This window comes from Caballeronia sp. LP006 (assembly GCF_031450995.1).
Taxonomy (GTDB): domain Bacteria; phylum Pseudomonadota; class Gammaproteobacteria; order Burkholderiales; family Burkholderiaceae; genus Caballeronia.
On the sequence record NZ_JARTVW010000005.1, the window covers coordinates 1,916,306 to 1,941,741 of the forward strand.

21 protein-coding genes are annotated in these 25,436 nt (G+C 62.1%); 10 read left to right on the forward strand and 11 right to left on the reverse strand.

Annotation, left to right across the window (positions count from 1 at the left end; all coding sequences use genetic code 11):
- Window positions 1–161 precede the first annotated feature (161 nt).
- A complete protein-coding gene (locus P9250_RS25525) occupies window positions 162–1,151 on the reverse strand; it encodes a DUF1501 domain-containing protein (RefSeq protein ID WP_310395848.1) in 990 nt (329 codons plus the stop codon).
- A gap of 12 nt (window positions 1,152–1,163) precedes the next feature.
- Entirely contained in the window at window positions 1,164–1,523 is a 360-nt protein-coding gene (locus P9250_RS25530) for a hypothetical protein (RefSeq protein WP_310395850.1), read from the reverse strand.
- Between the two features lie 270 nt (window positions 1,524–1,793).
- On the opposite strand from P9250_RS25530, the gene ompR reads away from it, so the two are divergent.
- From ompR to P9250_RS25550, 4 genes are all read left to right on the forward strand, one after another.
- Window positions 1,794–2,519 (forward strand): two-component system response regulator OmpR, encoded by a 726-nt coding sequence (ompR, locus tag P9250_RS25535; protein ID WP_008349770.1) that lies wholly within the window; start codon window positions 1,794–1,796, stop codon window positions 2,517–2,519.
- Window positions 2,520–2,585: 66 nt separating this feature from the next.
- A complete protein-coding gene (locus tag P9250_RS25540; RefSeq protein ID WP_244827933.1) occupies window positions 2,586–3,950 on the forward strand; it encodes an ATP-binding protein in 1,365 nt (454 codons plus the stop codon).
- A 194-nt stretch (window positions 3,951–4,144) separates the two neighbouring features.
- Window positions 4,145–4,693, forward strand: coding sequence for a peroxiredoxin (locus tag P9250_RS25545; protein ID WP_244827934.1), 549 nt, complete (start codon window positions 4,145–4,147; stop codon window positions 4,691–4,693).
- A 107-nt stretch (window positions 4,694–4,800) separates the two neighbouring features.
- A complete protein-coding gene (locus tag P9250_RS25550; protein ID WP_244827935.1) occupies window positions 4,801–5,325 on the forward strand; it encodes a carboxymuconolactone decarboxylase family protein in 525 nt (174 codons plus the stop codon).
- Between the two features lie 33 nt (window positions 5,326–5,358).
- Here P9250_RS25550 and ispF read toward each other — a convergent pair whose 3' ends face one another.
- Together ispF and ispD are read right to left on the reverse strand one after the other, a co-directional pair.
- Window positions 5,359–5,850, reverse strand: coding sequence for a 2-C-methyl-D-erythritol 2,4-cyclodiphosphate synthase (ispF, locus tag P9250_RS25555; protein ID WP_244827936.1), 492 nt, complete (start codon window positions 5,848–5,850; stop codon window positions 5,359–5,361).
- Window positions 5,851–5,888: 38 nt separating this feature from the next.
- A complete protein-coding gene (ispD, locus tag P9250_RS25560) occupies window positions 5,889–6,548 on the reverse strand; it encodes a 2-C-methyl-D-erythritol 4-phosphate cytidylyltransferase (protein WP_310395854.1) in 660 nt (219 codons plus the stop codon).
- Window positions 6,549–6,786: 238 nt separating this feature from the next.
- On the opposite strand from ispD, the gene mfd reads away from it, so the two are divergent.
- The 3 genes from mfd to P9250_RS25575 all read left to right on the forward strand — a co-directional run bounded on the left by mfd (window position 6,787) and on the right by P9250_RS25575 (window position 12,717).
- Window positions 6,787–10,263, forward strand: a complete 3,477-nt coding sequence (mfd, locus tag P9250_RS25565) for a transcription-repair coupling factor (RefSeq protein ID WP_244827937.1) — start codon at window positions 6,787–6,789, stop codon at window positions 10,261–10,263.
- A gap of 202 nt (window positions 10,264–10,465) precedes the next feature.
- A complete protein-coding gene (gene argE / locus P9250_RS25570; protein ID WP_244827938.1) occupies window positions 10,466–11,686 on the forward strand; it encodes an acetylornithine deacetylase in 1,221 nt (406 codons plus the stop codon).
- Window positions 11,687–11,715: 29 nt separating this feature from the next.
- Window positions 11,716–12,717, forward strand: coding sequence for a threonine/serine dehydratase (locus tag P9250_RS25575; protein WP_310395856.1), 1,002 nt, complete (start codon window positions 11,716–11,718; stop codon window positions 12,715–12,717).
- Between the two features lie 173 nt (window positions 12,718–12,890).
- Here the strand turns inward: P9250_RS25575 and P9250_RS25580 are convergent, their stop codons facing one another.
- From P9250_RS25580 to P9250_RS25595, 4 genes are all read right to left on the reverse strand, one after another.
- A complete protein-coding gene (locus tag P9250_RS25580) occupies window positions 12,891–13,709 on the reverse strand; it encodes an ABC transporter permease subunit (protein WP_244828036.1) in 819 nt (272 codons plus the stop codon).
- Window positions 13,709–14,617 carry an ABC transporter permease subunit gene (locus P9250_RS25585; RefSeq protein WP_250464810.1) on the reverse strand — a complete coding sequence of 303 codons (909 nt, stop codon included), beginning with the start codon at window positions 14,615–14,617 and terminating at the stop codon, window positions 13,709–13,711. Before P9250_RS25585 ends, P9250_RS25580 begins: the two co-directional genes overlap by 1 nt.
- Window positions 14,614–15,789: an ABC transporter ATP-binding protein gene (locus P9250_RS25590; protein WP_250464807.1), complete on the reverse strand. Its 1,176-nt coding sequence runs from the start codon at window positions 15,787–15,789 to the stop codon at window positions 14,614–14,616. The genes P9250_RS25585 and P9250_RS25590 overlap by 4 nt, the downstream gene beginning before the upstream one ends.
- A 131-nt stretch (window positions 15,790–15,920) precedes the next feature.
- On the reverse strand, window positions 15,921–17,054 hold the full coding sequence (locus P9250_RS25595) for a polyamine ABC transporter substrate-binding protein (RefSeq protein WP_250464805.1): 1,134 nt from the start codon (window positions 17,052–17,054) through the stop codon (window positions 15,921–15,923).
- Window positions 17,055–17,617: 563 nt separating this feature from the next.
- On the opposite strand from P9250_RS25595, the gene P9250_RS25600 reads away from it, so the two are divergent.
- The 3 genes from P9250_RS25600 (at window position 17,618) to P9250_RS25610 (ending at window position 20,672) form a co-directional block, all read left to right on the forward strand.
- On the forward strand, window positions 17,618–18,949 hold the full coding sequence (locus tag P9250_RS25600) for an Nramp family divalent metal transporter (protein ID WP_310395859.1): 1,332 nt from the start codon (window positions 17,618–17,620) through the stop codon (window positions 18,947–18,949).
- 253 nt (window positions 18,950–19,202) lie between these two features.
- Window positions 19,203–20,414, forward strand: coding sequence for a phospholipase A (locus tag P9250_RS25605; protein WP_310395861.1), 1,212 nt, complete (start codon window positions 19,203–19,205; stop codon window positions 20,412–20,414).
- 57 nt (window positions 20,415–20,471) lie between these two features.
- Window positions 20,472–20,672, forward strand: a complete 201-nt coding sequence (locus P9250_RS25610; protein WP_310395863.1) for a DUF1289 domain-containing protein — start codon at window positions 20,472–20,474, stop codon at window positions 20,670–20,672.
- A gap of 190 nt (window positions 20,673–20,862) precedes the next feature.
- On the opposite strand, the gene P9250_RS25615 is transcribed toward P9250_RS25610, so the two are convergent.
- From P9250_RS25615 to P9250_RS25625, 3 genes are all read right to left on the reverse strand, one after another.
- Window positions 20,863–22,455, reverse strand: a complete 1,593-nt coding sequence (locus tag P9250_RS25615; RefSeq protein WP_250464797.1) for an ABC-F family ATPase — start codon at window positions 22,453–22,455, stop codon at window positions 20,863–20,865.
- A 189-nt stretch (window positions 22,456–22,644) separates the two neighbouring features.
- Window positions 22,645–24,090 (reverse strand): threonine synthase, encoded by a 1,446-nt coding sequence (gene thrC, locus P9250_RS25620; protein WP_310395865.1) that lies wholly within the window; start codon window positions 24,088–24,090, stop codon window positions 22,645–22,647.
- A 15-nt stretch (window positions 24,091–24,105) separates the two neighbouring features.
- A complete protein-coding gene (locus P9250_RS25625) occupies window positions 24,106–25,422 on the reverse strand; it encodes a homoserine dehydrogenase (protein ID WP_310395867.1) in 1,317 nt (438 codons plus the stop codon).
- Window positions 25,423–25,436 lie beyond the last annotated feature (14 nt).

Here is a 25,436-nt window from a genome sequence, read left to right on the forward strand (position 1 = left end):
GCTTCCGCCATTCGTGTCTGCAAACGGCCAATGCACGCGAATAAACCGCAGCGCTTGCGCAGCAGGCCCAATGCGGCTATCGATCGGGTCGAACGCGTGAGCGGCGGCTCTTCAATGGCGCGAGCCGGAAACGGAAGACCGCTAGAACGAAGCAATAACGTCTACGCACGAATCAATGGCAGCGCGTCCGAAGACGGCCCCAGGCTCGCCACCGATTCGAGCTCCGCGCACGCGCTCAGAACCGTCGCATAAACCCGCCTGAAGTCGATGCCGACGCTCACGCCGCCATCGACGTCCAAGTCATCCAAACGCGGCGCTGCCCCATACAGCCCGCCGCTCACGCTTCCACCCAACACAAATTGCGGTGCGGCCGCGCCGTGATCGGTGCCTCGCGCATCGTTTTCACGAGCGGAGCGCCCGAACTCCGAATGACTCATCACGAGCGTGCCGCGCCAGTCGCCCGACGCGATCAACGCGCGTCGCAACGAAGCGAGCCCGTCCGCAAGCTGCGCCAGCACACGCGCGTGCTTGGCCGCCTGATGCTCATGCGTATCGAACCCCGGCAGCGTAAGACGCACGAGCGCGACCTTGTCACGTTCAGCGCGCCCGACGATGAAACACGACGCCGCATCGCATGAAGCGGCAAACGAAGCGCGTGCCTGCCCGATCCATTCGACCGCGCGGCCGGCATTTGCGAAAGGCCCCGCCTCCGCCGTGCCAACGACGCTCGCACGCGTTGCGTCCGAACGCGCAAGCCAGCCATCACGGCGATATTCGGCGGCGCTCGAAGCCGTATCCCAGATTTCGCGGGAGCGAAAATGCGAGCGGCTGGAGCTCGCATACCCCACGCCCTGAACGATGGCGAATTCGCGCGCTTCCCAAGCTGGCATCAACGCGAGCAAGGAAGGATGCAGTCCGGTTTGCTCATCAAGATGCAAGACATGCTCGCGCGGGATCGCAAGCGTCGGCCTGAGCGCGCGATAGCGATCATCGTTGAGCGGGATGACCGTGTTGAGGCCGTCATTGCCGCCGCTGAGTTCGACGAGCACCAACGTCTTGATCGAACGTCGCGCACGCGCCGTGGCGAATCCGTCCGCGCTCGCGCCACCTGCAAGCGCGCCGGCGATCTGCATGAAGCGGCGTCGGTTCATCGCGGCTCGCGCTCAACGCTTGTAGAGATCGCGCACGGCCTCTTCGATATGTTGACGCAAGAGGCGCCGCTCATCGGCGGTCATGACGGTATGGCGCGGAGGACGCGCGGGCGGTGCCTGATCGACCTGCTGAACAGGCTGCATCGTGGCGGCTTTGGTGTCGCGGTCGGGAAAATTGCCGTTCTTGGACGAGCGCTGCTGCGCGCGAATCATACGGCCGTCGAAGCGATTCGGCCGGGTGTCGGACGTGGTGTCGAAAGCGGTTGAGGGACGCGCGAAGCCCGGCGTCTGGGCGAAAACATGGTGCGTGCTCAGGATGGCGGAGAGCGCGCTGGCGAGAAGCGTTAGCTTGAAGATGCGCTCGACGCGCACGGGTCCGCGTTGCCGCGCTCCCAACATGTTTTTCCCTTCGTTGCTCGACAACCGGACAGCCTCATTCTTTTAGCGCACGTCTCAAAAGGCTTGGTCCGGCCAAATGACGCGCTGGTCTAATGGAGTATCTACCGAATGGCGGGCTTAGGTAAGGGAGTGTACGCATAGAACCTTTTGGGCGTGCCACAGTCGCCGTAAATTTTGTAACGGACTGTTACACTCGCTTTTGTTACAAACTCGACGATTGAACAAACGCGCTAAGATGCCGCCATGGAAACCAAGAACCCATCCAAAATTCTCGTCGTCGACGACGACCCGCGCCTGCGCGATTTGCTGCGCCGTTATCTGGGCGAGCAAGGCTTCAACGTGTATGTCGCGGAAAACGCGCCGTCGATGAACAAACTCTGGGTGCGCGAGCGCTTCGATCTGCTCGTGCTCGACCTCATGCTGCCCGGCGAAGACGGTCTTTCCATCTGCCGCCGCCTGCGCGGCAGCAACGACCGCACGCCGATCATCATGTTGACGGCCAAGGGCGAGGACGTGGACCGCATCGTCGGTCTGGAAATGGGCGCGGACGACTACTTGCCGAAGCCGTTCAACCCGCGCGAACTCGTCGCGCGCATTCACGCGGTGCTGCGCCGCCAGACGCCGTCGGAGTTGCCGGGCGCGCCGTCCGAAACCACCGAGGTATTCGAGTTCGGTGAATTCGCGCTGAATCTCGCCACGCGCACGCTTACCAAGAACGGCCAGGAAATTCCGCTGACCACGGGCGAATTCTCGGTGCTGAAGGTGTTTGCACGGCATCCGCGTCAGCCGCTCTCGCGCGAAAAGCTGATGGAACTCGCGCGCGGCCGTGAATACGAAGTGTTCGACCGCAGTCTCGACGTACAGATTTCCCGCCTGCGCAAGCTGATCGAGCCGGACCCGAGCAGCCCGCGTTTCATCCAAACGGTGTGGGGCCTGGGCTACGTGTTCATTCCCGACGGCGCGGCCTGATGCCTCATGCTTTGACGCGAGTCCGCCACGCTTTTTTTCCTCCATCGAGCCGAACCCGATAGACCCATGCGCATCGACAGGCGGCTACTGGCGCTTGCGTTCGGCGGCCTGTTCTGGCGAACCTTCGCGCTGATCGCGCTGCTCATCGCGGTCAGTCTCACGGCATGGTTCCAGAGCTTTCGAGTGATCGAGCGGGAGCCGCGCGCGCAGCGCGTGGCGCTTCAGCTCGTCGCCGTGGTCAAGCTCACGCGCACGGCCCTGCTCTATTCCGATCCCGATCTTCGTCGCGCGCTCCTGCAGGATCTGGAGAGCAACGAAGGCGTGCGCGTGTATCCGCGCGAGACCACCGACAAATACCGCCTGCAGCCGGATGAATCGCTCAACCGTCTGATCGAGCGCGACGTGCGCGGACGCCTTGGCAACGACACGATCATCGCGCAATCCGTGAACGAGATTCCCGGCGTGTGGATCAGCTTCAAGATCGACGACGACGACTATTGGGTTGCGCTCGACCGCGATCAACTGGATACCGTCACCGGTCTGCAATGGGCCGGCTGGGGCGTCTTCGCGCTCGCGCTGTCGCTCTTCGGCGCGGCGTTTATCACGAGTCTCGTGAACCGGCCGTTCGCGCGACTGGCGCTCGCCGCGCGCAAGGTCGGTTCGGGACAATCGCCCGAGCCCTTGCCGGAGCGCGGCATGGGCGTCGCCGCGGAAACCAATCGAAGCTTCAACCAGATGGTGCAAGACCTCGAACAGCTCGAAGCGGACCGCGCGTTGATGCTCGCGGGCATTTCGCACGACCTGCGCACGCCGCTCGCGCGTTTGCGGCTCGAAACCGAAATGAGCCCGTCGGACGAAGCCACCAAGCTCGCGATGATCGACGACATTGAACAGATGGACATGATCATCGGGCGCTTCCTCGACTACGCGCGGCCGATGCAGCGCATGCCCGAGGCCGTCGATCTCTCGATGATCGCGAGCGAACTCGTCGCGCGCTTCCAGGCCGACGAAGGCGTCGTGATGCGCACCGACCTAGCGCCCGGCGCGGTGATCGAAGGCGACCCGACGGATGCGCGCCGCGTGGTCGGCAATCTGCTCGAAAACGCGCGCAAGTACGGGCGCAGCGAGCAGGACGACATCGCGCGGATCACCGTGCTTACGCGCGTCACGCACGGCAAGGTCGAACTCTCGGTGATGGACGAAGGCCGCGGCATCCCCGACGACCAGGTCGCGCTCATCACACGGCCCTTCTATCGTGTCGATGCCGCGCGCACGCAAGCGAACGGCACGGGTCTCGGCATGGCGATCGTGCAGCGGCTCGTCTCGCGTCAGCGCGGCACGTTGCGCCTGCGCAATCGCACGCCGCTTGCGGGCTTCGAAGTCACCATCGATTTCCCGGTGATGAAAGGCGCACGTTTCGACGGCGTCTGACACCTCCCGCGTTTCCTGGAAATTCGTCAAAAACTATTTGAAGTTATAGTCAAATACTATTGCTTCGATTTAGTGATACGCTTAATATGGATTTGTGCAGCGCGATGGCATGACGATTGTTTCCATCTCCGCGTTACGAAGATTCAGTAGCCTCATTTTGCGTTTGTCCTTTCAACGAACACAGGAGTCACTGCATGAAGACCGTTGGCGATAAAGTCGAAGCATTCACCGTCACCGCTGCCAAGCCGGGTTTCAATCACCACGAAGAAAACGGCCAGTCGGCATTCGAAGAAATCACCGAGCAGTCGTTTCCGGGCAAGTGGAAAATCATCTACTTCTACCCGAAGGACTTCACGTTCGTCTGCCCGACTGAAATCGTCGAGTTCGGCAAGCTGGCAAAGGACTTTGAAGACCGCGACGCCATTTTGCTCGGCGGCAGCGTCGACAACGAGTTCGTCAAACTCGCATGGCGTCGTGAACACAAGGACCTGAACAAGCTGAACCACTACTCGTTTGGCGACGTGAAGGGCGAACTCATCGACCAGCTCGGCGTGCGCGACAAGGAAGCCGGCGTGGCGCTGCGCGCAACGTTCATCGTCGATCCCGACAACGTCATTCAGCACGTCTCGGTCAATAACCTGAACGTCGGCCGCAATCCGGAAGAAGTGCTGCGTATTCTCGACGGCCTGCAAACGGACGAACTCTGCCCGTGCAATCGCGCGGTCGGCGGCTCGACGCTCTGATCGCACGAGCCTTTAAGCGCCTGAGGCAACGCCCGTAGCCCGCCCTCTTTCGAGCGCCCGCTTGGAAGCCGGCGGGCTTTATTGACGCCATCGAATAAGGAGAACGCATGGAATTCCTGTCATCGATCAAGGAGCTGGTGCCGGACTACGCGAAAGACATTCGCCTGAATGTCGACGGGACGATCGCCCGTTCGTCGCTGGAAGGCAACGACGCAGTCGGTGTCGCGCTCGCCGCCGCGTATGCCGCGAAGGCGACGAAGATCGTGAATATCATCCGCGAGTCGGGTGTCATGGCGCCGGAAGAAGTCAATGCCGCGCTCACGGCGTCCGCGCTGATGGGCATGAACAACGTCTGGTATCCGTACCTGGAGATGGCCGACAACGCCGATCTCAAGACGCAGCCGGCTGGACTGCGCATGAACGCGTATGCATCGCACGGCGGCGTCGACAAGCGGCGCTTCGAGATGTACGCGCTCGCGGCGTCGATCATCGGCAAGTGTCACTTCTGCGTGAAGTCGCACTACCAGAATCTCGTCACCGAAGGCATGTCGACGACCCAGTTGCGCGATGTCGGGCGCATCGCGGCCGTGATCAACGCGGTGGCGCTCGCCATCGAGGCCGAGGCGAAGTAAGCCCTTGACGCCACGCGCGCGTGGCGTTCGACTTCAACTATCGATCGACGTGCGCCGCAACAGCACCGCGGCCTGCGCCTCGATACCTTCCTTGCGGCCGAGATAGCCGAGCTTTTCGTTGGTCTTCGCTTTCACGTTGACGCGATCGACGGCCAAGTCCAAGTCTTCCGCGATATTCGCGCGCATCGCCTCGATGTGCGGCGCGAGCTTCGGCGCCTGCGCGATGATCGTGCTGTCGATATTGGCGATGGCGAAACCCGCTTCCGACACGCGCTTGAACGCTTCGCGCAGCAGCACGCGGCTGTCGGCGCCGGCGAATTCCGTCGCGGTATCCGGAAAGTGCCGGCCGATATCGCCGAGCGATGCCGCGCCGAAGAGCGCGTCGGTGATGGCGTGCAGCAGCACGTCCGCGTCCGAATGGCCGAGCAGGCCGCGTTCGTAGGGAATCGTCACGCCGCCAATGATGAGCGGGCGGCCCTCGACGAGTTGATGTACGTCGTATCCCTGTCCGATTCTGAAATCCATCGATGCAACCTTGCTGTAGAAAGTGTGTGTCGGAGCCGTCAGGCCTTCGTGGCGAGCATCGCGCCCGCGAGCGCGAAGTCTTCCGGATAGGTCACCTTGAAGTTGCGCAGGCTGCCCTGAACTAATCGCGGCGAATGGCCGAGCCATTCGATTGCGCTCGCTTCGTCCGTGAGATCGTGACCGTCGTGACGCGCACGTTCGATCGCTTCGCGCAACATGCCGAGGCGGAACATCTGCGGCGTTTGCGCCTGCCAGAGCCCGTCGCGCGATTCCGTGCGGGCGACGCGCGGGTGGTCATCCGCTGCATCGGGCATGCTCGGTGCGACCCGTTTCAGCGTATCCGCGACCGGCAATGCGAGAATGCCGCCCACGGCGTCGTGACGCAGGGCGCCGACGAGCTTGCGAATCAGTTCCGGCGTGATGCCGGGACGCGCGGCGTCGTGGACGAGCACCCAGTCGTCGTCGCGTGCGCCGAAATCGGCCAGCGCGACGAGACCGTTATACACCGATGCCTGTCGTGTAGCCCCGCCACAGCGCTGCACCGCGAAGCGCAGGCCGGCAAAGCGGCGCGCATCGAAGTGATGATCGTCGGGAGCGAGTACGACGAGGGTCTGCGAGAATTCGGAACACGCGTCGAAGGCGGATAACGTGTAACCAAGCATCGGGCGGCCCGCGACGGTCTGATATTGCTTCGGCATGGGTGCGCCGGAGCGGCTGCCGTTGCCGGCGCACGGAATCAGCGCGAACAGGCGCGAGGTAGTGGCGGGTGAAATCGTTGGCGCAGTAGACGGCGCATTTGACGAATTTGCAGTCGTAGTCACGGGCAGATCACTGAGCCAGGTCAAAGTGGAGCCCGGATTTTATAATAGGTCTTTAGCGACCACGTCCGGCGCGTCCTCGAAGAGGGCGAAAGAGCCGACGGTTAATTGCATATATATGTCCTCGAAAGCCGTCAACGCGCAGTCCAGTTCTCCCATCCCGCTTGTGAAGGCGGGTCAGCGCTTTGTCTTCGACGGCGCGCCCGGTTCATCCGATGCCCTCGCCATCGCGCGTTATTACACGGCAAATCGCGAGTCCGTGCGGCTCTTGACGGTGCTCTGCGCAAGCGCGGTCGATGCGCAACGCCTCGCAACCGAAATCCCCTATTTCGCGCCGGATGCCCGCGTGCGTCTCTTGCCGGACTGGGAAACGCTGCCGTACGACACGTTCTCGCCGCATCAAGACCTCGTGTCCGAGCGTCTCGCGACGCTGCACGATCTCGGCGAAGGACGTTGCGACATCCTGCTCGTGCCGGCGACCACGGCGCTTTATCGCATGCCGCCCGCGTCGTTTCTCGCGGCTTACACGTTTTCGTTTACGCAGGGCGAGCGCCTCGACGAAAGCAAGCTCAAGGCGCAGTTGACGCTCGCGGGTTACGAGCACGTGAGTCAGGTCGTGCGTCCCGGCGAATATTGCGTGCGCGGCTCGCTGATCGACCTTTATCCAATGGGCTCGCCGCTGCCGTATCGCCTCGACTTGTTCGACGATCAGGTCGATTCCATCCGCGCCTTCGATCCCGACACGCAACGCAGCCTGTATCCCGTGCGCGACGTGCGCCTCTTGCCGGGCCGCGAATTTCCGTTCGACGAAGCCGCGCGCACCGCGTTTCGCAGCCGCTGGCGCGAAGTGTTCGAGGGCGATCCGAGCCGCTCGCAGATTTACAAGGACATCGGCAGCGGCGTGCCGTCGGCGGGCATCGAATATTACTTGCCGCTCTTCTTCGACGACACCGCAACCCTCTTTCACTATCTGCCGGAGAACTCGCAACTCGCGTTTGTCGGCGACATGGACGCCGCGATCAAACGCTTCACGGCCGACACGAAGCAGCGCTACAACTTTCTTTCGCATGATCGCGAGCGGCCTTTGCTCGAACCGCGCCGCCTCTTTCTCAGCGACGACGACTTTTTCACGTTCGCCAAGCCATTCGCGCAACTGAAGTTCCCGGCGTCGCCCGAAGGCGGCTGGGCCGTGCCGCTGCCAGGGCTTGCTATCGACCGCCACGCGGACGAACCGTTGCTCGCGCTGCGCCATTATCTGGAGCAGACCGAAAACCGCGTGATGCTGGTCGCGGAATCGGCGGGACGGCGCGAAGCCATCCAGCAATTGCTCGTCGATAACGGCTTGCGCGGCGAACTGCGCGACACGTTCCAGGAATGGCTCGGCGCGGATGCCAAATTCACGCTCGGCATAGCGCCGCTCGCGAACGGTTTTTCGTTGCCGGAAGCGAAGCTGTCTATCGTCACCGAGACCGAGCTCTACGGGCCGCTCGCGCGCCGCGCAGGACGCCGCCGCCAGGAACAGGCGAGCAATGTCGATTCGATGGTGCGCGATCTCGCCGAATTGAAAATCGGCGATCCGGTGGTGCACGCGCAGCATGGCATCGGCCGATACATGGGTCTCGTGTCCATGGACCTCGGCGAAGGCGAAACCGAGTTTCTGCACCTCGAATACCAGAACGACGCCAAGCTCTACGTGCCCGTCGCGTTGTTGCATGTGATCTCGCGCTATAGCGGCGCCGATCCCGAAAGCGCCCCGCTCCACACGCTCGGTTCGGGCCAATGGGAAAAAGCCAAACGCAAGGCCGCGCAGCAGATTCGCGATACCGCAGCCGAACTGCTCAACCTCTACGCCCGCCGCGCCGCGCGCGAAGGCTACGCGTTCAAGCTCGATCCACGCGACTACGTGAAGTTCGCCGAGAGCTTCGGCTTCGAGGAAACGCCCGACCAGGGCGCCGCGATTGCCGCGGTCATCGGCGACATGACGAGCGGCAAGCCGATGGATCGGCTCGTGTGCGGCGATGTCGGCTTCGGCAAGACGGAAGTGGCCTTGCGCGCGGCGTTCATCGCGGTGATGGCGGGCAAGCAAGTGGCGATACTTTCCCCCACCACGCTGCTCGCCGAACAGCATACGCAGACTTTCACCGACCGCTTTTCCGACTGGCCCGTGCGGATTGCCGAACTGTCGCGCTTCAAGAGTTCGAAGGAAGTCACGCAGTCGATCGCGCAGATCAACGAAGGCAGTGTGGACATCGTCATCGGCACGCACAAGCTGTTGTCGTCGGATGTGAAGTTCAAGCGGCTCGGGCTCGTGATCATCGACGAGGAACATCGCTTCGGTGTGCGGCAGAAGGAAGCGCTCAAGGCGTTGCGTGCGGAAGTGGATGTACTCACGCTCACCGCGACGCCCATTCCACGCACGCTCGGCATGGCGCTCGAAGGCCTGCGCGACTTCTCCGTGATCGCGACCGCGCCGCAGAAGCGCCTTGCCATCAAGACCTTCGTGCGGCGCGAGGAAGACGGCGTCATTCGCGAAGCCATGCTGCGCGAGCTGAAACGCGGCGGGCAAGTCTACTTCCTGCATAACGAAGTGGAAACCATCGAGAATCGCCGTTCCATGCTCGAAGCACTAGTGCCCGAAGCGCGCATTGCCGTGGCGCACGGCCAGATGCACGAGCGCGAACTCGAACGCGTGATGCGCGATTTCGTCGGCCAGCGCGCGAACGTGCTGCTGTGCACGACCATCATCGAAACGGGTATCGACGTGCCGAGCGCGAACACCATCATCATGCATCGCTCGGACAAGTTCGGTCTCGCGCAGCTGCACCAATTGCGCGGGCGTGTCGGGCGTTCGCACCATCAGGCTTATGCGTATCTGCTCGTGCACGACCCGCAGTCGCTGACCAAGCAGGCGCAGCGCCGGCTCGAAGCCATTCAGCAGATGGAGGAACTCGGCTCGGGCTTCTATCTGGCCATGCACGACCTCGAGATTCGCGGCACGGGCGAAGTGCTCGGCGACAAGCAATCGGGCGAGATTCACGAGATCGGTTTTCAGCTTTACACCGACATGCTCAACGACGCCGTGCGCGCACTGAAGGAAGGCCGCGAGCCGGATCTCAACGCGCCCCTCGCCGCCACGACCGAGATCAATCTGCACGCACCGGCCATCTTGCCCGCCGATTATTGCGCGGACGTACAAGAGCGTCTTTCGCTCTACAAGCGGCTTGCGAACTGCGAATCGAGCGATGCCATCGACGGCATTCTCGAAGAGCTCGTCGACCGCTTCGGCAAGTTGCCGCCGCAAGCGCATGCGCTCGTGGAGACGCATCGGTTGCGGCTTGCCGCGAAGCCGCTCGGTATCTCGAAGATCGACGCCAACGAGAGTTCCATCGGCTTGCAGTTCGTGCCGAATCCGCCTGTCGATGCCATGAAGATCATCGAGATGGTGCAGAAGAACAAGCACATCAAGCTCGCGGGACAGGACAAGTTGCGCATCGAAACGCGCAGCCCCGATCTCGCGGTGCGCATTGCCACGGTGAAGGAAACGTTGCGCGCGCTCGGCGCGCCGGTGCGGCAGTCGGCGGCCGTGGCGCGTTAGGTTCATCCGGCGCGTTGGTATCGACGGGAGACACGGCGCGCGCATCGACCGGAAGAAGGGTCAAGCGCCCCGCCCGACGCACCCCGTCATTGCCGCTCTTTGAAAGGCAGCGACGGGAGCCATGCCGCAGCGCATATATTGACCAGAAGGTCAGCAAGCGTGGTTTCGGCTATGATCGGCTTCTACCCCGCAGGAGCGAAAAATGTCCCAAATCGCCGCTGAGGCGCAACAAGCCACGACCTCCGCCACGCCTCAATCCTTACCCTGGATCGAACGTCTCGTTTCCTTCGATACAGTCAGCCGCAATCCCAACCTCGGCCTCATCGAAACCGTGCGCGACGAACTGCGCAAAGCGGGTGTCGAAGCCAGCATCACGACCGATTCACGCGGCCAGTGGGCCAATCTCTTCGCCACGGTGCCCGCGCACGACGGTCAGACGAACGGCGGCATCGTGCTGTCGGGACACACCGACGTAGTGCCGGTCGACGGTCAAAACTGGAAAAGCGATCCTTTCAAGCCCGAAATCCGCGATGGTCTGCTCTACGGTCGCGGCACCTGCGACATGAAGGGGTTCATCGGCGCGGCGCTCACAATGCTGCCGAAGATGCAGGCGACAAAGCTCGCCAAGCCGATCCACTTCGCGCTTTCGTTCGATGAAGAAGTAGGCTGCGCGGGCGCGCCGCTCATGATCGCCGACTTGCAAAAGCGCGGCGTCAATCCGGATGGCTGTATCGTCGGCGAACCGACTTCCATGCGCCCGGTCATCGCACACAAGGGCATCAACGCGTTCCGCTGCTGCGTGCGTGGCTTTGCGGCGCATTCGTCGCTTACGCCGAAGGGGCTGAATTCGATCGAGTACGCCGCGCGCCTCATCTGCTTCATTCGCGACGTCGCCGATGAATTCCGCGCCAAGGGCCCGTTCGACGAGTTCTACGACGTGCCCTTCACCACCGCGCAGACGAGCACGATCAAGGGCGGCAACGCGCTCAACACCGTGCCCGCGGAATGCACTTTCGACTTCGAATTCCGCAACTTGCCGACCATCGACCCGGACCCTATCTTCAAGCGCATCGAAGCGTTCGCGCGCGACACGCTCTTGCCGAAAATGCAGAAGGAGCACGAGAACGCGGCCATCGAATTTTCGAAGATCGCCGCCGCGCCCGGACTCGACGCCACCGAGCAGGCCGCCATCACGCAACTCGTGCGCGCGCTCACCGAGAATCAGGAGAAGCGCAAGGTCGCTTACGGCACCGAAGCGGGACTTTTCGCGATTGCGGGCGTGCCGAGCATCGTGTGCGGACCGGGCAACATCGAACAGGCGCACAAGGCGAACGAATACGTGTCGCTCGACCAACTCGTCGCTTGCGAAGCGTTTCTCGGCAAGTTCATCCATAGCATGTCGGTCGAAGCCCAGGCGCGCTAATCATCGACCGTCGCACGATCCATCGAGCCATGTCCACAGCAACGCATTCCGACCATACGATCGACGGCACGCCCATTCCGACCCTCGACGAGATCGCCGAGCAGCATATGGCGCTCACGCCCTGGGTAGCGCGCACGCCGATCTTCGAGCGGCACGATTTTCCGACGCTCGAAGGCACACCCGTCACGTTCAAGTTCGAGCTGCTGCAGGCAAGCGGCACGTTCAAGGCGCGTGGCGCGTTCTCGAACATCCTCGCGCTCACCGACAGCGAACGCGCGGCAGGCGTGACGTGCGTGTCGGCGGGCAATCATGCGGTCGCGGTGGCTTACGCGGCGCAGCGCATGGAAGTGGGCGCGAAGGTGGTCATCACGAAGAACGCCAGTCCGACGCGCATCGCGCTTTGCCGGCGCTTCGGCGCGGAAGTCGTGCTGGCGGAAAATGTGATCGAGGCCTTCGAGATCGTGCGGCGCATCGAGGCCGAGGAAGGACGCTTCTTCGTGCATCCGTTCAATGGTTATCGAACGGTGCTGGGCACGGCGACGCTCGGTTACGAGTGGACGTCGCAGGCGCCGGATCTCGATGCGGTCATCCTGCCAATCGGCGGTGGCGGGCTGTCCGCCGGCGTTTCGACCGCCATGCGTCTCGCCAACCCTTCGCTGCATGTCTATGGCGTGGAACCGGAAGGCGCGGATGCGATGAGCCGCAGCTTCGCCGCCAATCACACGATCAAGCTGAGTTCCCTGCACAGCATCGCCGATTCATTGATGGCGCCGCATACCGAGCAATACAGCTATGAACTGTGCAGGCGACATATCGACGAGATCGTCACCGTATCGGACGACGCGTTGCGGCACGGCATGCGGCAGTTGTTCAACGAACTGAAGCTGGCTGTGGAACCGGCGTGCGCGGCGGCGACCGCTGCGCTGCTCGGACCGTTGCGCGAGCGTCTGCAAGGCAAGCGCGTGGGCGTGTTGCTGTGCGGAACCAACACGGACCCGGCGACGTTCGCGACGCATTTGGCGAATACGTGAAGTGCCATTGCAGGCGCTGAGTGGAACTCAAGCATCTGGCAATTGCTCGATGCTCACAGTGACATCGTAGGTAAAAGCGGCTTGAAGCGGCGCTTGCGGTGTTCAGGCGAACACGCGGAAAAGCGCGGCTCTCGCGGTTCCTCGTCAACGAGCGCAAACTAACGCGCCTGCGTTCACAGCACCTCGGCCAGCCTTCTGCGCTCATTGCGCTGCATGAAGTAATTCGCGGCGATCACCCCGACCGTCACCAGCGCGATGAACAACGTCGCGAGCGCATTCATCTCCGGATTCAGCCCAAGCCGCACGCGCGAAAACACGACGAGTGGCAGCGTGGTCGATCCCGGTCCCGACAGAAACGCGGAAAGCACGAGATCGTCAATCGACAAGGTGAACGACAGCAGCCAACCCGCCACGAGCGCCTGCGATATCAGCGGCAGCGTGATCGCGAAGAACACGCGCAGCGGTGTCGCGCCGAGATCGAGCGCGGCCTCTTCCAGCGACGGATTCAGCTCCCGCACGCGTGACTCCACGATGATCGCCACATACGAGATGCACAGCATCACGTGGCCGATCCAGATGGTGAAGAGCCCGCGCCCCGCCGGCCAGCCGATCAGCTTGGCCATCTCCACGAAAAGCAGCAGCAACGAGATGCCCTGAATGACCTCGGGAATCACGAGCGGCGCGTTGATCATGCCCGTGTAGAGCGTGAAGCCGCGAAAGCGTCCCATGCGCGCGAGCACGAACCCCGCCCACGTGCCGATCACGACCGACGCGCACGCCGTCAGAAACGCGATGCGCAACGACAGCCATGCCGCCGCGATAAGCTCGTCGTCGTACCAGAGCGCCTTGTACCAGCGCAGCGAAAACTCCGTCCACACGGTGACCAGCTGCGACTCGTTGAACGAATAGACGATCAGGCTGAGGATGGGGATATACAGGAACGCGAACCCGATTCCGAGCGCGGTGATCTGCAGCGGACGGCTCGGCTTGATCATCGTTTCTCCTCCAGTTGCTTCGCCTGGAAGTGCTGGAAAAGCGCCATCGGCACGAGCAGGAGGAGCACCATCGCGCAGGTGACGGAGGATGCCATCGGCCAGTCGGCGTTATCGAAGAACTCGTTCCACATGACGCGGCCGATCATCAAGGTATCCGCGCCGCCGAGCAACTCGGGAATGACGTATTCGCCCACCGCCGGAATGAACACGAGCAGACATCCGGCAATAATCCCGTTCTTCGACAACGGCAAGGTAATCTGCAGGAACGCCTTCCAGGGCTTGGCGCCGAGATCGTAAGCGGCTTCGAGCAAGGTGAGATCCATCTTCACGAGATGCGCGTAAAGCGGCATGACGAGAAACGGCAAGTACGAATACACCATGCCGATATAAACCGCGACATTCGTGTGATAAAGCTCGATTGGCGAATGGATGAGGCCGATCGACATCAGGAAGTTGTTGAGCAAGCCGTTGTTCTTGAGAATGCCGATCCACGCGTAGACGCGTATCAGGAACGACGTCCAGAACGGCAGCATGACGGCCATCATCAGCAGATTGCGCGAGGCCGGATTCGCCCGCGCGATGTAATACGCCATCGGATAGCCGATCACGAGGCACAGCAAGGTCGAAACCGCCGCGACCAGCAGCGAATTCATGTAGGTCGCGAAGTACAGGCTGTCGGTGACGAGAAACGCGTAGTGCGAGAAATCGAGCGCGATATTCAGCACACCCTCTTTCAACGCCACGATATCCGTGTACGGGGGAATGCCGAGCTGGCTGTCCGCGAAGCTGATCTTCACGACGAGCAGGAACGGCACGAAAAATAGCAGCAACAGCCACAGGAACGGCCCGGCGATGACCGCGGTGCGGCCGCTCACGCCCATCCGGTCGAGCAGTTTCATCATCATGCCGTCAGCACCACGCCCGCCGACGCGCTCCAGCGCACGTAGACTTCATCGTCGAAAGTGGGGGAATCGATTTCGCCGAGCGCGAGGCTCGATACGTTCGCGACCACCGTCTTGCCGCTTTCGAGCGTCACGTGATAGAGCGTGTAGCCGCCCATGTAAGCGATATTCGTCACACGTCCGCGGCCCCAGTTGAACGCGCCCTCGGGCGGCTTTCTCATGAGCGCGATACGTTCCGGGCGCACCGAGATGGTCACCGGCATGCCGAGCGGCCCGGTAATGCCGTGGTTCACATAGAGCCTGACCGGCAGTTCCGGCGACTCCACGAAGATATGGTCTGGCTCGTCCTCGACCACGTTGCCGTCGAAGAGATTGGTCGAACCGATGAACTGCGCCGAGAAGCGGCTGTTCGGATACTCGTAGACCTCGTGCGGCGTGCCGATCTGCACGATACGCCCTTCGCTCATCACGGCGAGGCGCCCGGCCATGGTCATCGCCTCTTCCTGATCGTGCGTGACCATGATGCAGGTGACGCCCACCTGATCGAGGATGTTGACGAGTTCCATCTGCGTGCGCTGGCGAATCTGCTTGTCGAGCGCGGACATGGGTTCGTCGAGCAAGAGCAGCTTGGGACGCTTGACGAGGCTGCGCGCGAGCGCCACGCGCTGCTGCTGGCCGCCCGACAACTGATGCGGTTTGCGCTTCGCGTACTGGCCCATCTGCACGAGTTCGAGCGCGGCTTGCACGCGCTCCTTGAGTTCGCCACCGCGCACGCCTTCCTGCTTCAAGCCGAATGCCACGTTCGATTCCACGCTCATGTGCGGAAAGAGCGCGTAGGACTGAAACATCATGTTCACCGGCCGGCGATACGGCGGCATCTGCGCGAGGTCTTCGCCTTCGATCAGAATCTGCCCTTCGGTGACGGTCTCGAGCCCGGCGAGCATGCGCAACAGCGTGGACTTGCCGCAGCCGGAACTACCGAGCAGCGCAAACAGTTCGCCCTTCGCAACCGACAGGTCGACGCCCCTCACGGCCACCGTCTCGCCGAACTTCTTCACGACGCCGACGACCTGCACGAAGTTGTCGTCCGACACGAGTCCGGTGGACGGAAAATTGTCCGGCGCTTGTCTGCCGGAATTAGGCGCTGCCTTCAACGCGCTCGACTGCTCACTCATGATTGCCTGTTCGACTCCTGCAACTTGTCCTTCATCGATGACTTCGTCTGCCCGGCTACGCGACGATCACGAACAAAGCCCCCGGAGGTCCAGGGGCTTCGTCGGTTCAAAGCATAACCCGCTTTTGCAAACTAGCGGCCGGATTTGAGTTCGGTCCACAAGCGCGTCTGCAGACGCTGGATTTCGGGCGGCAACGGCTTGAGCAGGAACAGCGTCTTGATGACATCCTGCGGCGGATAGACAGCCGGATCGTTCGCCACGTCCTTGTCGACGTACTTGCGCGCTTCGAGGTTCGCGCTAGGGTAATACACCGCATTCGTGATCGCGGCGTGCACCTGCGGCGTCTCGATGTAGTTGATCCACTCGTGCGCGGCGTCCTTGTTCTTCGCGTCCTTCGGAATGGCCATCACGTCGAACCACACCGGCGCGCCGCCCTTCGGAATGTAGTACTCGATCTTGTAAGCCTTCTTCGCGTCCACGGCGCGATGCTTGGCAATGACGACATCGCCCGACCAGCCGTAGGTGAAGCACACGTCGCCGCCCACCAGGTCGTTGATATAGCCCGACGAGTTGAATTGCGTGATGTACGGGCGAATCTTCTTGAGCATCGCGAGCGCCTCGCGATAATCGGCGGGATTCGTGCTCATCGGGTCCTTTCCGATGTAATGCAGCGCGGCGGCGAACATCTGGTCGGGCGCATCCAGCACGGACACGCCGCACGCCTTCAGCTTCGAAATGTTCTCGGGCTTGAAGAGAATGTCCCAGTTATTGAGTTCGACGTTCGCGCCGAGTATTTTCTTTACCTTGTCGACGTTATAGCCGAGGCCGGTCGTGCCGTACGCCCAGGGCACCGTGTACTTGTTGCCGGGGTCCGCGCCTTCCACGAGCTTCATCAGTTCGGGATCGAGATACTTGAGGTTCGGCAGCTTGGACTTGTCGAGCGGCGCGAAGATGTTTGCCGCGATCTGCTTGCCCGCGTAGTTGCTCGTCGGCACGACGATGTCATAGCCCGAATTGCCCGTCAGCAATTTGGCCTGCAGCGTGTCGTCGCTGTCGTAGTTGTCGTACTTCACCTTGACGCCGGTTTGCTTGGTGAAGTTGGGGATCGTGTCCTTGGCGATGTAATCCGACCAGTTGTACACGTTGAGCTGCGTGTCTTTGGCCGATGCCGTGAGGGACATCAGCGGCAACAGCGTCGCCGCGCACGCCAGCGCGCCCGCGAATTTGGCCAGCTTGGCCACGGGGGCCGCCAGTTTCTCGTTCATCTCGTTTCTCCCTTGTTCCGACTGTCGACGGCGTCGTGTCGGGCCCAGCTCTCAAGGAACGGCCCGCGAACCCCATAAAAACCCGAAAACTACCATTAAACCGAAGCACGACAAAAATAATGTCCGGCTTGTCGCGCGAATCTCACGTGCGTCGAGGGCAGCCGCCTGGTCATAAGGCCTGCCCGTGCCACGGTTCATCGATCTGCTGTACCGAAAGTGCGCGCATTTTAGCGTCTAATGACGCCGTGCGACACCTGATAAAACCACACTCGTCAAAGGGAACCACGCCGCGAAAGCATCGCGAAATGTCATTATCGATGGAAGGGACTTGAGGCATCCAGGTGCGACCGTCGCTCGTAAAGACAGAAGAGCGGCGCGACGGCACGGGTTGAGCCCAATTCCTTGCCTGACGAATAGCCAGCGGAACACTCGTTGCTAGCCAATTCGGATGTGCGTTGATTTTCCCCACGCATTCTCAACCGGCAACGCGTGCGCTCGTGCCGCGGCTTCAGAAGCCGTGACACGACAGCGCTGTTGCAACGCTATTCAAGGCAACCGACCGCATGAACACCAATCCGTCCGCGCTTGCGCAGCTTTCGGCTACCGAGCCCGACGTACCGCCTCAATCCGGCAATCGTCAAGACCGGCCCCGCGCGCCACGCGGCCGCTGGTACACGTTCGTCGGCGCGGGTTCGCTCGTCGCGGTCGGCTACATGGACCCGGGCAACTGGGCGACGGCGCTGGCGGGTGGCGCGCGTTACGGCTATCAGTTGCTCTTCGTCGTGCTGCTCGCGAGTCTCATGGGCATGCTGCTGCAATGGGTGGCGTCGCGCGTGGGCGTCGTCACCGGCCGCGATCTCGCGCAGTTGTGCCGCGAGCGCTATAGCCGCCGCACGACGCTCGTGCTGTGGCTCGCGTGCGAAATCGCCATCATCGCGTGCGACGTGGCCGAAGTCGTCGGCAGCGCGGTCGCCTTGCAGATGCTCTTCGGCGTCTCGCTGACGGCGGGCGTGTTGTTCTCGGCGGTCGGCACTTTCATCATGCTCGCGTTGCAAAGCCGTGGACAGCGGCCGCTCCAGCGTGCCATCACGGCGATGATCCTGTTCGTCGGCTTCTGTTTCGTCGTCGAACTGGCGCTGGCGCATCCCGTCTGGAGCGATGCCTTGCGTGGCTTCGCGCCCCCGCGCGAGCTTCTGCGCGATGCCGGCATGCTCTGGCTCGCCGCCGGCGTGCTGGGCGCGACCGTCATGCCGCACAACCTTTATCTGCACTCGGCGCTGGTGAAGGAACACGCCCCTCACCACGACGACGCAACCATCGGCCGCGCGCTCAAGGGCGTGAATATCGATACGTTCGCATCGCTCGGGCTGGCGTTTATCGTCAATGCGTCGTTACTGGTGGTGGCCGCGTCGGTGTTTCATGCAAGCGGCCACTTCGATGTCGATGATCTCGCGGACGCGCATCGGCTCATCGCACCGCTCGTGGGAAGCCACTGGGCGGGCATTGCGTTCGCCGCCGCCCTGCTCGCGTGCGGCTTGAACGCGACGGTCACGGGCACGCTCGCCGGTCAGGCAGTGATGGAGGGCTTCCTGCAGCTGAAGATGGCGCGCTGGGCGCGGGCGCTCTTGACGCGTTCGCTTGCCATCGGCCCAGCGCTTTTCGCCGTCGCGAGCTTCGGGCAGCACGGTTCGAATACACTGCTCGTCGCGACTCAGGTCGTGCTGAGTCTGCAATTACCGCTGGCAGTGATTCCGCTCGTGCGCTTCGCTTCCGATGCCGGTCTCATGGGACGCTGGCGCGTCGCCCGCGTGCCGCTTGCACTTGCCTGGGCTTGTGCAGGACTGATTCTTGCACTGAATGGCGGGCTGTTGTGGCAGATGGTGGGTTCGGTCTGAGCGAAAGGCGTTGGTATCGGCGTCGGCGCCTGGGCAATCCTCCCGCGGGCTCGAGCAAGAAATGCCTGCAAGCGCGGTAGTGCGAGTGCCCAACCAATGACTCGGCACAGCGCGCCGCGTCAGCAGCCCTGCCGCACACCCCGACAACAAAACGCCAAACTACCCGATGCATCGTCCAAATTCGTTTGTTTTGCCGACACTCCTTCGTGCGGCTCATGCCCAAACCGGCGCTCGGCGCCGTCTTCGCGCCGCGATGTTCGCCCTTGCCACGCTGAGTGCAGCGAGCACGGCGCATGCCACTGTCTCCGTGCTGCAACCGGCACGCGAAGCGGCGGCGTCGCAGCCGCTCGAAATCACGCTGCTTTATACCGATGACGGTAGCAAACCGCTTTCCATCGATGTGCCGAAGCAACTGACGGTGAATCTCACCAATGGCGATCTGCCGCCTGCGCCGCTCACGCTCGCCCGCGATCCGAAGGTGCCGGACCATGTGCGCCTCGCGCCTGGGCAGTATCGCCGGGTGCGCTTTACGGCTGCGTGGCCCGAAAGCGCGCGCGGCACGATGAAGATCGATCCGGTCGGCTTCGATGCTTCACCCATGCTCGTCACGCTCAACCGCGGCAATACGCAGACGCAGGTGGTCGCCGCCGAGAAACGCGAAGCGCAGGCGACGACGCCCGCGCAAATGGCCACCGCCACCGCCGCCGCGAACACGACGGCCGTGCCGACGACGACCATCGACACCATGCTGTCCGGCCGCCTTTCGACCTTCGAGCCGATGTACTTCGCCGATGGCGAAAACGGCGACAATCTCGCCAAGTTCCAGTTCAGCTTCAAATACCGGCTGCATCTGCCGGACGACCCGCGCTCGCGCGGCTTCCTCGACAATCTCTACTTTGCGTACACGCAGACGACCATCTGGAACCTCTCCGCGCCGTCCGTCCCGTTTCGCGATACGAGCTATCAGCCGCAGCTTTTCTACTACGTGGAAGACACGGGCGTGAAGAGTCCGTTGTTCACGCGCATGGGCGTGGCGGCGGGTATCGGGCATGAATCGAACGGCAAGAGCGGCGATGAATCGCGCGCGATCAACATCATGTTCGTGCGGCCGACGTGGGATTTTGGCGACCTGAACGGCGAGCATCTGACCATCTCGCCAAAGATCTATTACTACTTGTCGAGAAGCGGGAATCACGACATCGCGGATTATCGCGGCTACACCGACTTCCTGGTCAAATACGGCAGCCCGGATGGCTGGCAGCTCGCGACGACCTTGCGCAAGGGCACGAAGCACTGGTATGGCAGCGTGGATTCGCAGCTCACCTACCCGCTGGCTAAGCTGATCGGCAGCGCATGGGGCGGTTATGTGTTTGCCAGCTACTTCAACGGTTACGGCGAAGATATCCTCGATTACAACCAGCGGCGTCACTGGATCGCGCGAATAGGCTACAGTATTGCCCGCTAATGTCTTTCAATGCGCGCGTCATGGCTTTCGTCATGGCGCGCGGCAATCAACGAATCCATGTCTTCGAATCTCCACGGTCTTCCTGATAGTCCCTGCATCGGCGTGTGCTCCACGCTTTTCGACGACGTCTGCAAAGGCTGCGGCCGCACGGCGGGTGAAGTGTCGAACTGGGTGTTTCTTTCCGATGCCGAGAAGCAGGCCGTGTGGGAGCGGATCAGGCGTGAAGGGACGGCGATGCGGTTCAGGAAGCCAACGTGAACCGGCTCGGCTAAAATGATTTTGGCGGACCCGGACGAGCAGCATCCGCCTCAGTCATGGCGAAACCCGGGATGGGCTGCCGATGCGGGGTTGCTGGTTTCCCGACACAACAAAACCAGCGCCATAACCAATGAAAAAGCCGCGCATACGTCTGTATGCGCGGCTTTTGTTTGCAATGCCGACTGCGGCTTTACTGAATGCCCTGACTCGACAAGAAGTCCTCGTAATTCCCACCGAAGTCGCGCAATGTGCCATCCGTCTTCACTTCGATGATGCGGTTCGCCAGCCCGCTCACGAACTCGCGGTCATGCGACACGAAGATCAGCGTGCCTTCGAACTTGTCGAGTGCAATCTGCAGCGATTCGATGGACTCCATGTCCATGTGGTTGGTCGGCTCGTCCATGAGCAGCACGTTATGGCGGCCGAGCATGAGCTTGCCCCAGATCATGCGGCCCTTCTCGCCGCCCGACAGCACCTTGACGTTCTTCTTGATGTCGTCCGCGTTGAAGAGCAGGCGCCCGAGCGTGCCGCGCACCATCTGGTCGTCATCGCCTTCCTGACGATACTGGTCGACCCAGTCGGTCAGCGTCTCGTCCTTCGGAAACTCTTCGTAAGTGTCCTGCGGCATGTAGCCGACGTTCGCGTTCTCCGCCCACTTCACGCGGCCGCCGTCCAGGTCGAGCGCGCCCCTGAGCGACTTCAGAAGCGTGGTCTTGCCCGCACCGTTTTCGCCGATGATGGCGATCCGCTCGCCCGGCTGCACGCTCAGGCTGAAGTTCTGAAAGATCGGGCGGTCGTACTTCTTCGTGATGCCCTCGGCCACCACCGCGATGTTGTGCAGCTTCTTCTCGAACTCGAAGCGGATAAACGGATTCTGCCGCGACGACGGCTTGAATTCCTCGATCTTGATCTTGTCGATCATCTTGAGACGGCTGGTCGCCTGACGCGCCTTCGACTTGTTCGCCGAGAAGCGGCGCACGAAGTCCTGCAGGTCGGCCACGCGTTCCTTCGCCTTCGCGTTCGCGTTCTGCTGACGCTCGCGCGCCTGCGTGCTCGCCAGCATGTAGTCGTCGTAGTTGCCCGGCCAGAGCTTGAGCGTGCCGTAATCCATGTCCGCCATGTGCGTGCAGACCTGGTTCAGGAAGTGTCGATCGTGCGAGATGATGATCATCGTCGAGTTGTACTGGTTGAGCACGTCTTCCAGCCAACGGATCGAGTTGATGTCCAGGTTGTTGGTCGGCTCGTCCAGCAACAGCACGTCCGGTTTCGAGAACAGCGCCTGCGCCAGCAGCACGCGCAGTTTCCAGCCTGGCGCAACGTTGCTCATCGGGCCATTGTGATCGGCGATATCGATGCCGATGCCAAGCAACAATTCGCCCGCGCGCGCTTCGGCCGTATAGCCGTCGTATTCGGCGAACTTCGCTTCGAGGTCGGCGGCGCGCATGTAGTCGTCGTCGGTGGCGTCGGGGTTCGCGTAGATCGCGTCGCGCTCGGTCATCGCGGCCCACATTTCGGTGTGACCCATCATGACCACATCGAGCACGCGCATGTCTTCATACGCGAACTGGTCCTGACGCAGCTTGCCCAAACGCACGTTCGGCTCGAGCATGACGTTGCCCGAACTCGGCTCCAGATCGCCACCCAGGATCTTCATGAAGGTCGACTTGCCGCAGCCGTTCGCGCCGATCAAGCCATAGCGGTTTCCCTCGCCGAACTTGACCGAGATGTTCTCGAAGAGGGGCTTGGGCCCGAATTGCATGGTGATATTGGCGGTAGACAGCACGGCGCGTCCTTTGAATGATGTACGGCGAAAAACCTATGATTTTAGCAGATTTTGGTGGCGATTCTGGCCGGGAGCGGCATGAGGCTTGGCATTCCGGCAGATTACGCGGATCAAAAAACATCGGGGCGCCGGCCGAACCGGCCGCGCCCCGCGCTCAACCGCTCTCGATCCGCGCGCGGCGGATGCGCTTCAAGTCCGTTCAGCGATAAACGCCTTCACCACGGCTGCATCCGCAGGAACGATATCGAACCTTTGTGGCAGTTTTTCAAGTCCCACGAACGCGATAGGACGCTCGGGCTCGCGGTTCAACGCCTCGCGGATGGTCTCGCCGAATTTGATCGGCTGCGCGGTCTCGAGCACGATCATCGGCACGCCGGGTTTGAGGTTCTCGCGCGCAACCTTCACGCCGTCGGCGGTGTGCGTGTCGATCATCGTGCCGTAACGCTCGAACACATCGCGAATGGTGTTCACGCGGTCGTCGTGATCGCTCTTGCCCGACACGAAGCCGAATTGCTTCACCCGCGCAAAGTCGCCGCTCGCCGCGAGATCGAAGCCGCCCTTCTCGTCGACGTCGCGGAACAGTTGCAGCACGCGCGCCGGGTCGCGGCCCAGCAGGTCGTACACAAAACGCTCGAAGTTCGACGCCTTCGAAATATCCATGCTCGGGCTGGTCGTGTGATACGTCTCGTCCGCGCCGCGCACGCGATAGATGCCCGTGCGGAAGAACTCGTCGAGCACGTCGTTTTCGTTGGTGGCGACCACGAGCTGATCGATCGGCAGACCCATCATGCGCGCGATATGCCCCGCGCAGACGTTGCCGAAGTTGCCCGACGGCACCGTGAACGACACGCGCTCGTCGTTGCTCTTCGTCGCGGCAAAATAGCCCTTGAAGTAGTACACGACTTGCGCGACCACGCGCGCCCAGTTGATCGAATTGACCGTGCCGATCTTGTGCTTCGCCTTGTAGGCGTGATCGTTCGATACGGCCTTCACGATGTCCTGGCAATGGTCGAAATTGCCTTCGACCGCGAGGTTGAAGATGTTCGGGTCTTGCAGCGAGAACATCTGCGCCGTCTGAAACGCACTCATCTTTTTATGCGGCGAGAGCATGAACACACGCACGCCGGTCTTGCCGCGCATGGCATATTCGGCGGCGCTGCCGGTATCGCCCGACGTTGCACCGAGAATGTTGAGCGTTTCGCCGTGCTTTTCCAATGCGTACTCGAAGAGATTGCCGAGTAGTTGCATTGCCATGTCTTTGAAGGCGAGCGTCGGACCATTCGACAGTTCGAGCAACGACAGCGGCGTGCCGTCCTCCACGCCGAGCGTCTTCAGCGGCGTGATCTGCGCGGCGCTTTCTTCGTGGCGCACGTTGCTGTAGACCTGCGCGACGTAAGTCTTGCGCGTAAGCGAACGCAGGTCGTCGGCGGGAATGTCATCGCTGAATTTCGACAGCACTTCGAAGGCGAGATCCGCATACGACAGCGTGCGCCAGCGCGCGAGTTCATCGGCCGATACGCGCGGATATTCCGCCGGCAGATACAGACCGCCGTCCTTTGCGAGACCGCCGAGCAAGATGTCCGAGAACGTGTGGCGCTCGTTCGAGCCGGCGCCGCGCGTCGAGATGTAGTTCATGTCGCGTTCCTGTGCTTAATTCAGCGTTGCCATGCGCAGTTTCGTCACCTTGGAGACGACCGTGGAAAGCGCTTCGATCTGGGCGATCGCCGCGTTCGCGTTCTTTTCCACCGTCTCGTGCGTGATGAGGATGATGTCCGTCTCGCCCTTGTGCTCGCCGCCGACGTCTTCCGATTCCTTCTGCAGCAACGCGTCGATGGAGATGCCCTTGTCCGCGAGAATGCGCGTGATGTTGGCAAGCACGCCCGTCACGTCGGCGACACGCAAACGCAAGTAATAGCCGCTCGTCACTTCGTCGATTGGCAAGATGGGCGTGTTCGCCAGACTGCCCGGCTGGAAGGCCAGATGCGGCACGCGATGCTCCGGGTCGGCCGTATGCAGACGCGTGACATCCACGAGATCGGCGACCACGGCCGACGCCGTCGGCTCCGCGCCCGCGCCCTTGCCGTAGTAGAGCGTGGTGCCGACCGCATCGCCATGCACGACGACCGCGTTCATCGCGCCTTCGACGTTGGCGAGCAGACGCTTGGCCGGCACCAGCGTGGGGTGCGTGCGCAACTCGATGCCCTTCTCCGTGCGCCGCGCGATGCCGAGCAGCTTGATGCGATAGCCGAGATCCTCCGCGTAACGAATATCGATGGCCGCGAGCTTGCTGATGCCTTCCACGTACGCGCGGTCGAACTGCACCGGCACGCCGAACGCGATCGCGCTCATGATCGTGACCTTGTGCGCGGCGTCGACGCCTTCGATGTCGAAAGTGGGATCGGCCTCCGCGTAACCCAGATCTTGCGCGCCCTTCAACGCGGTCGCGAAGTCCAGCCCGCGGTCACGCATCTCCGAAAGAATGTAGTTCGTCGTGCCGTTGATGATGCCCGCGATGTATTCGATACGGTTCGCGCTCAGGCCCTCGCGAAGCGCCTTGATGATTGGAATGCCGCCCGCCACCGCTGCTTCGAACGCAACCATCACGCCCTTCGCGTGCGCGGCTTCGAAAATCTCCGTGCCGTGCACCGCGAGCAGTGCCTTGTTCGCCGTGACCACGTGCTTGCCGTTGGCGATGGCGCGCAGCACCAATTCGCGCGCGAAGCCCGTGCCGCCGATCATTTCGCAAATGATGGATATCGCCGGGTCGTCGACGACGGCGAGGAAGTCGTCGGTGACCGCCACGTCGGCTGCCGCTTGCACCTTCGACGGTGTACGCACGGCAATGCGCGTGATCTCGATACCTCGTCCCGCGCGGCGCCTGATTTCTTCCTGATTGCGGCGCAGCACCGTGAAGGTGCCGCTGCCAACCGTGCCGAAGCCCAACAGTCCTACTTTGATCGGTTCCATACAGCGTGAGTCTT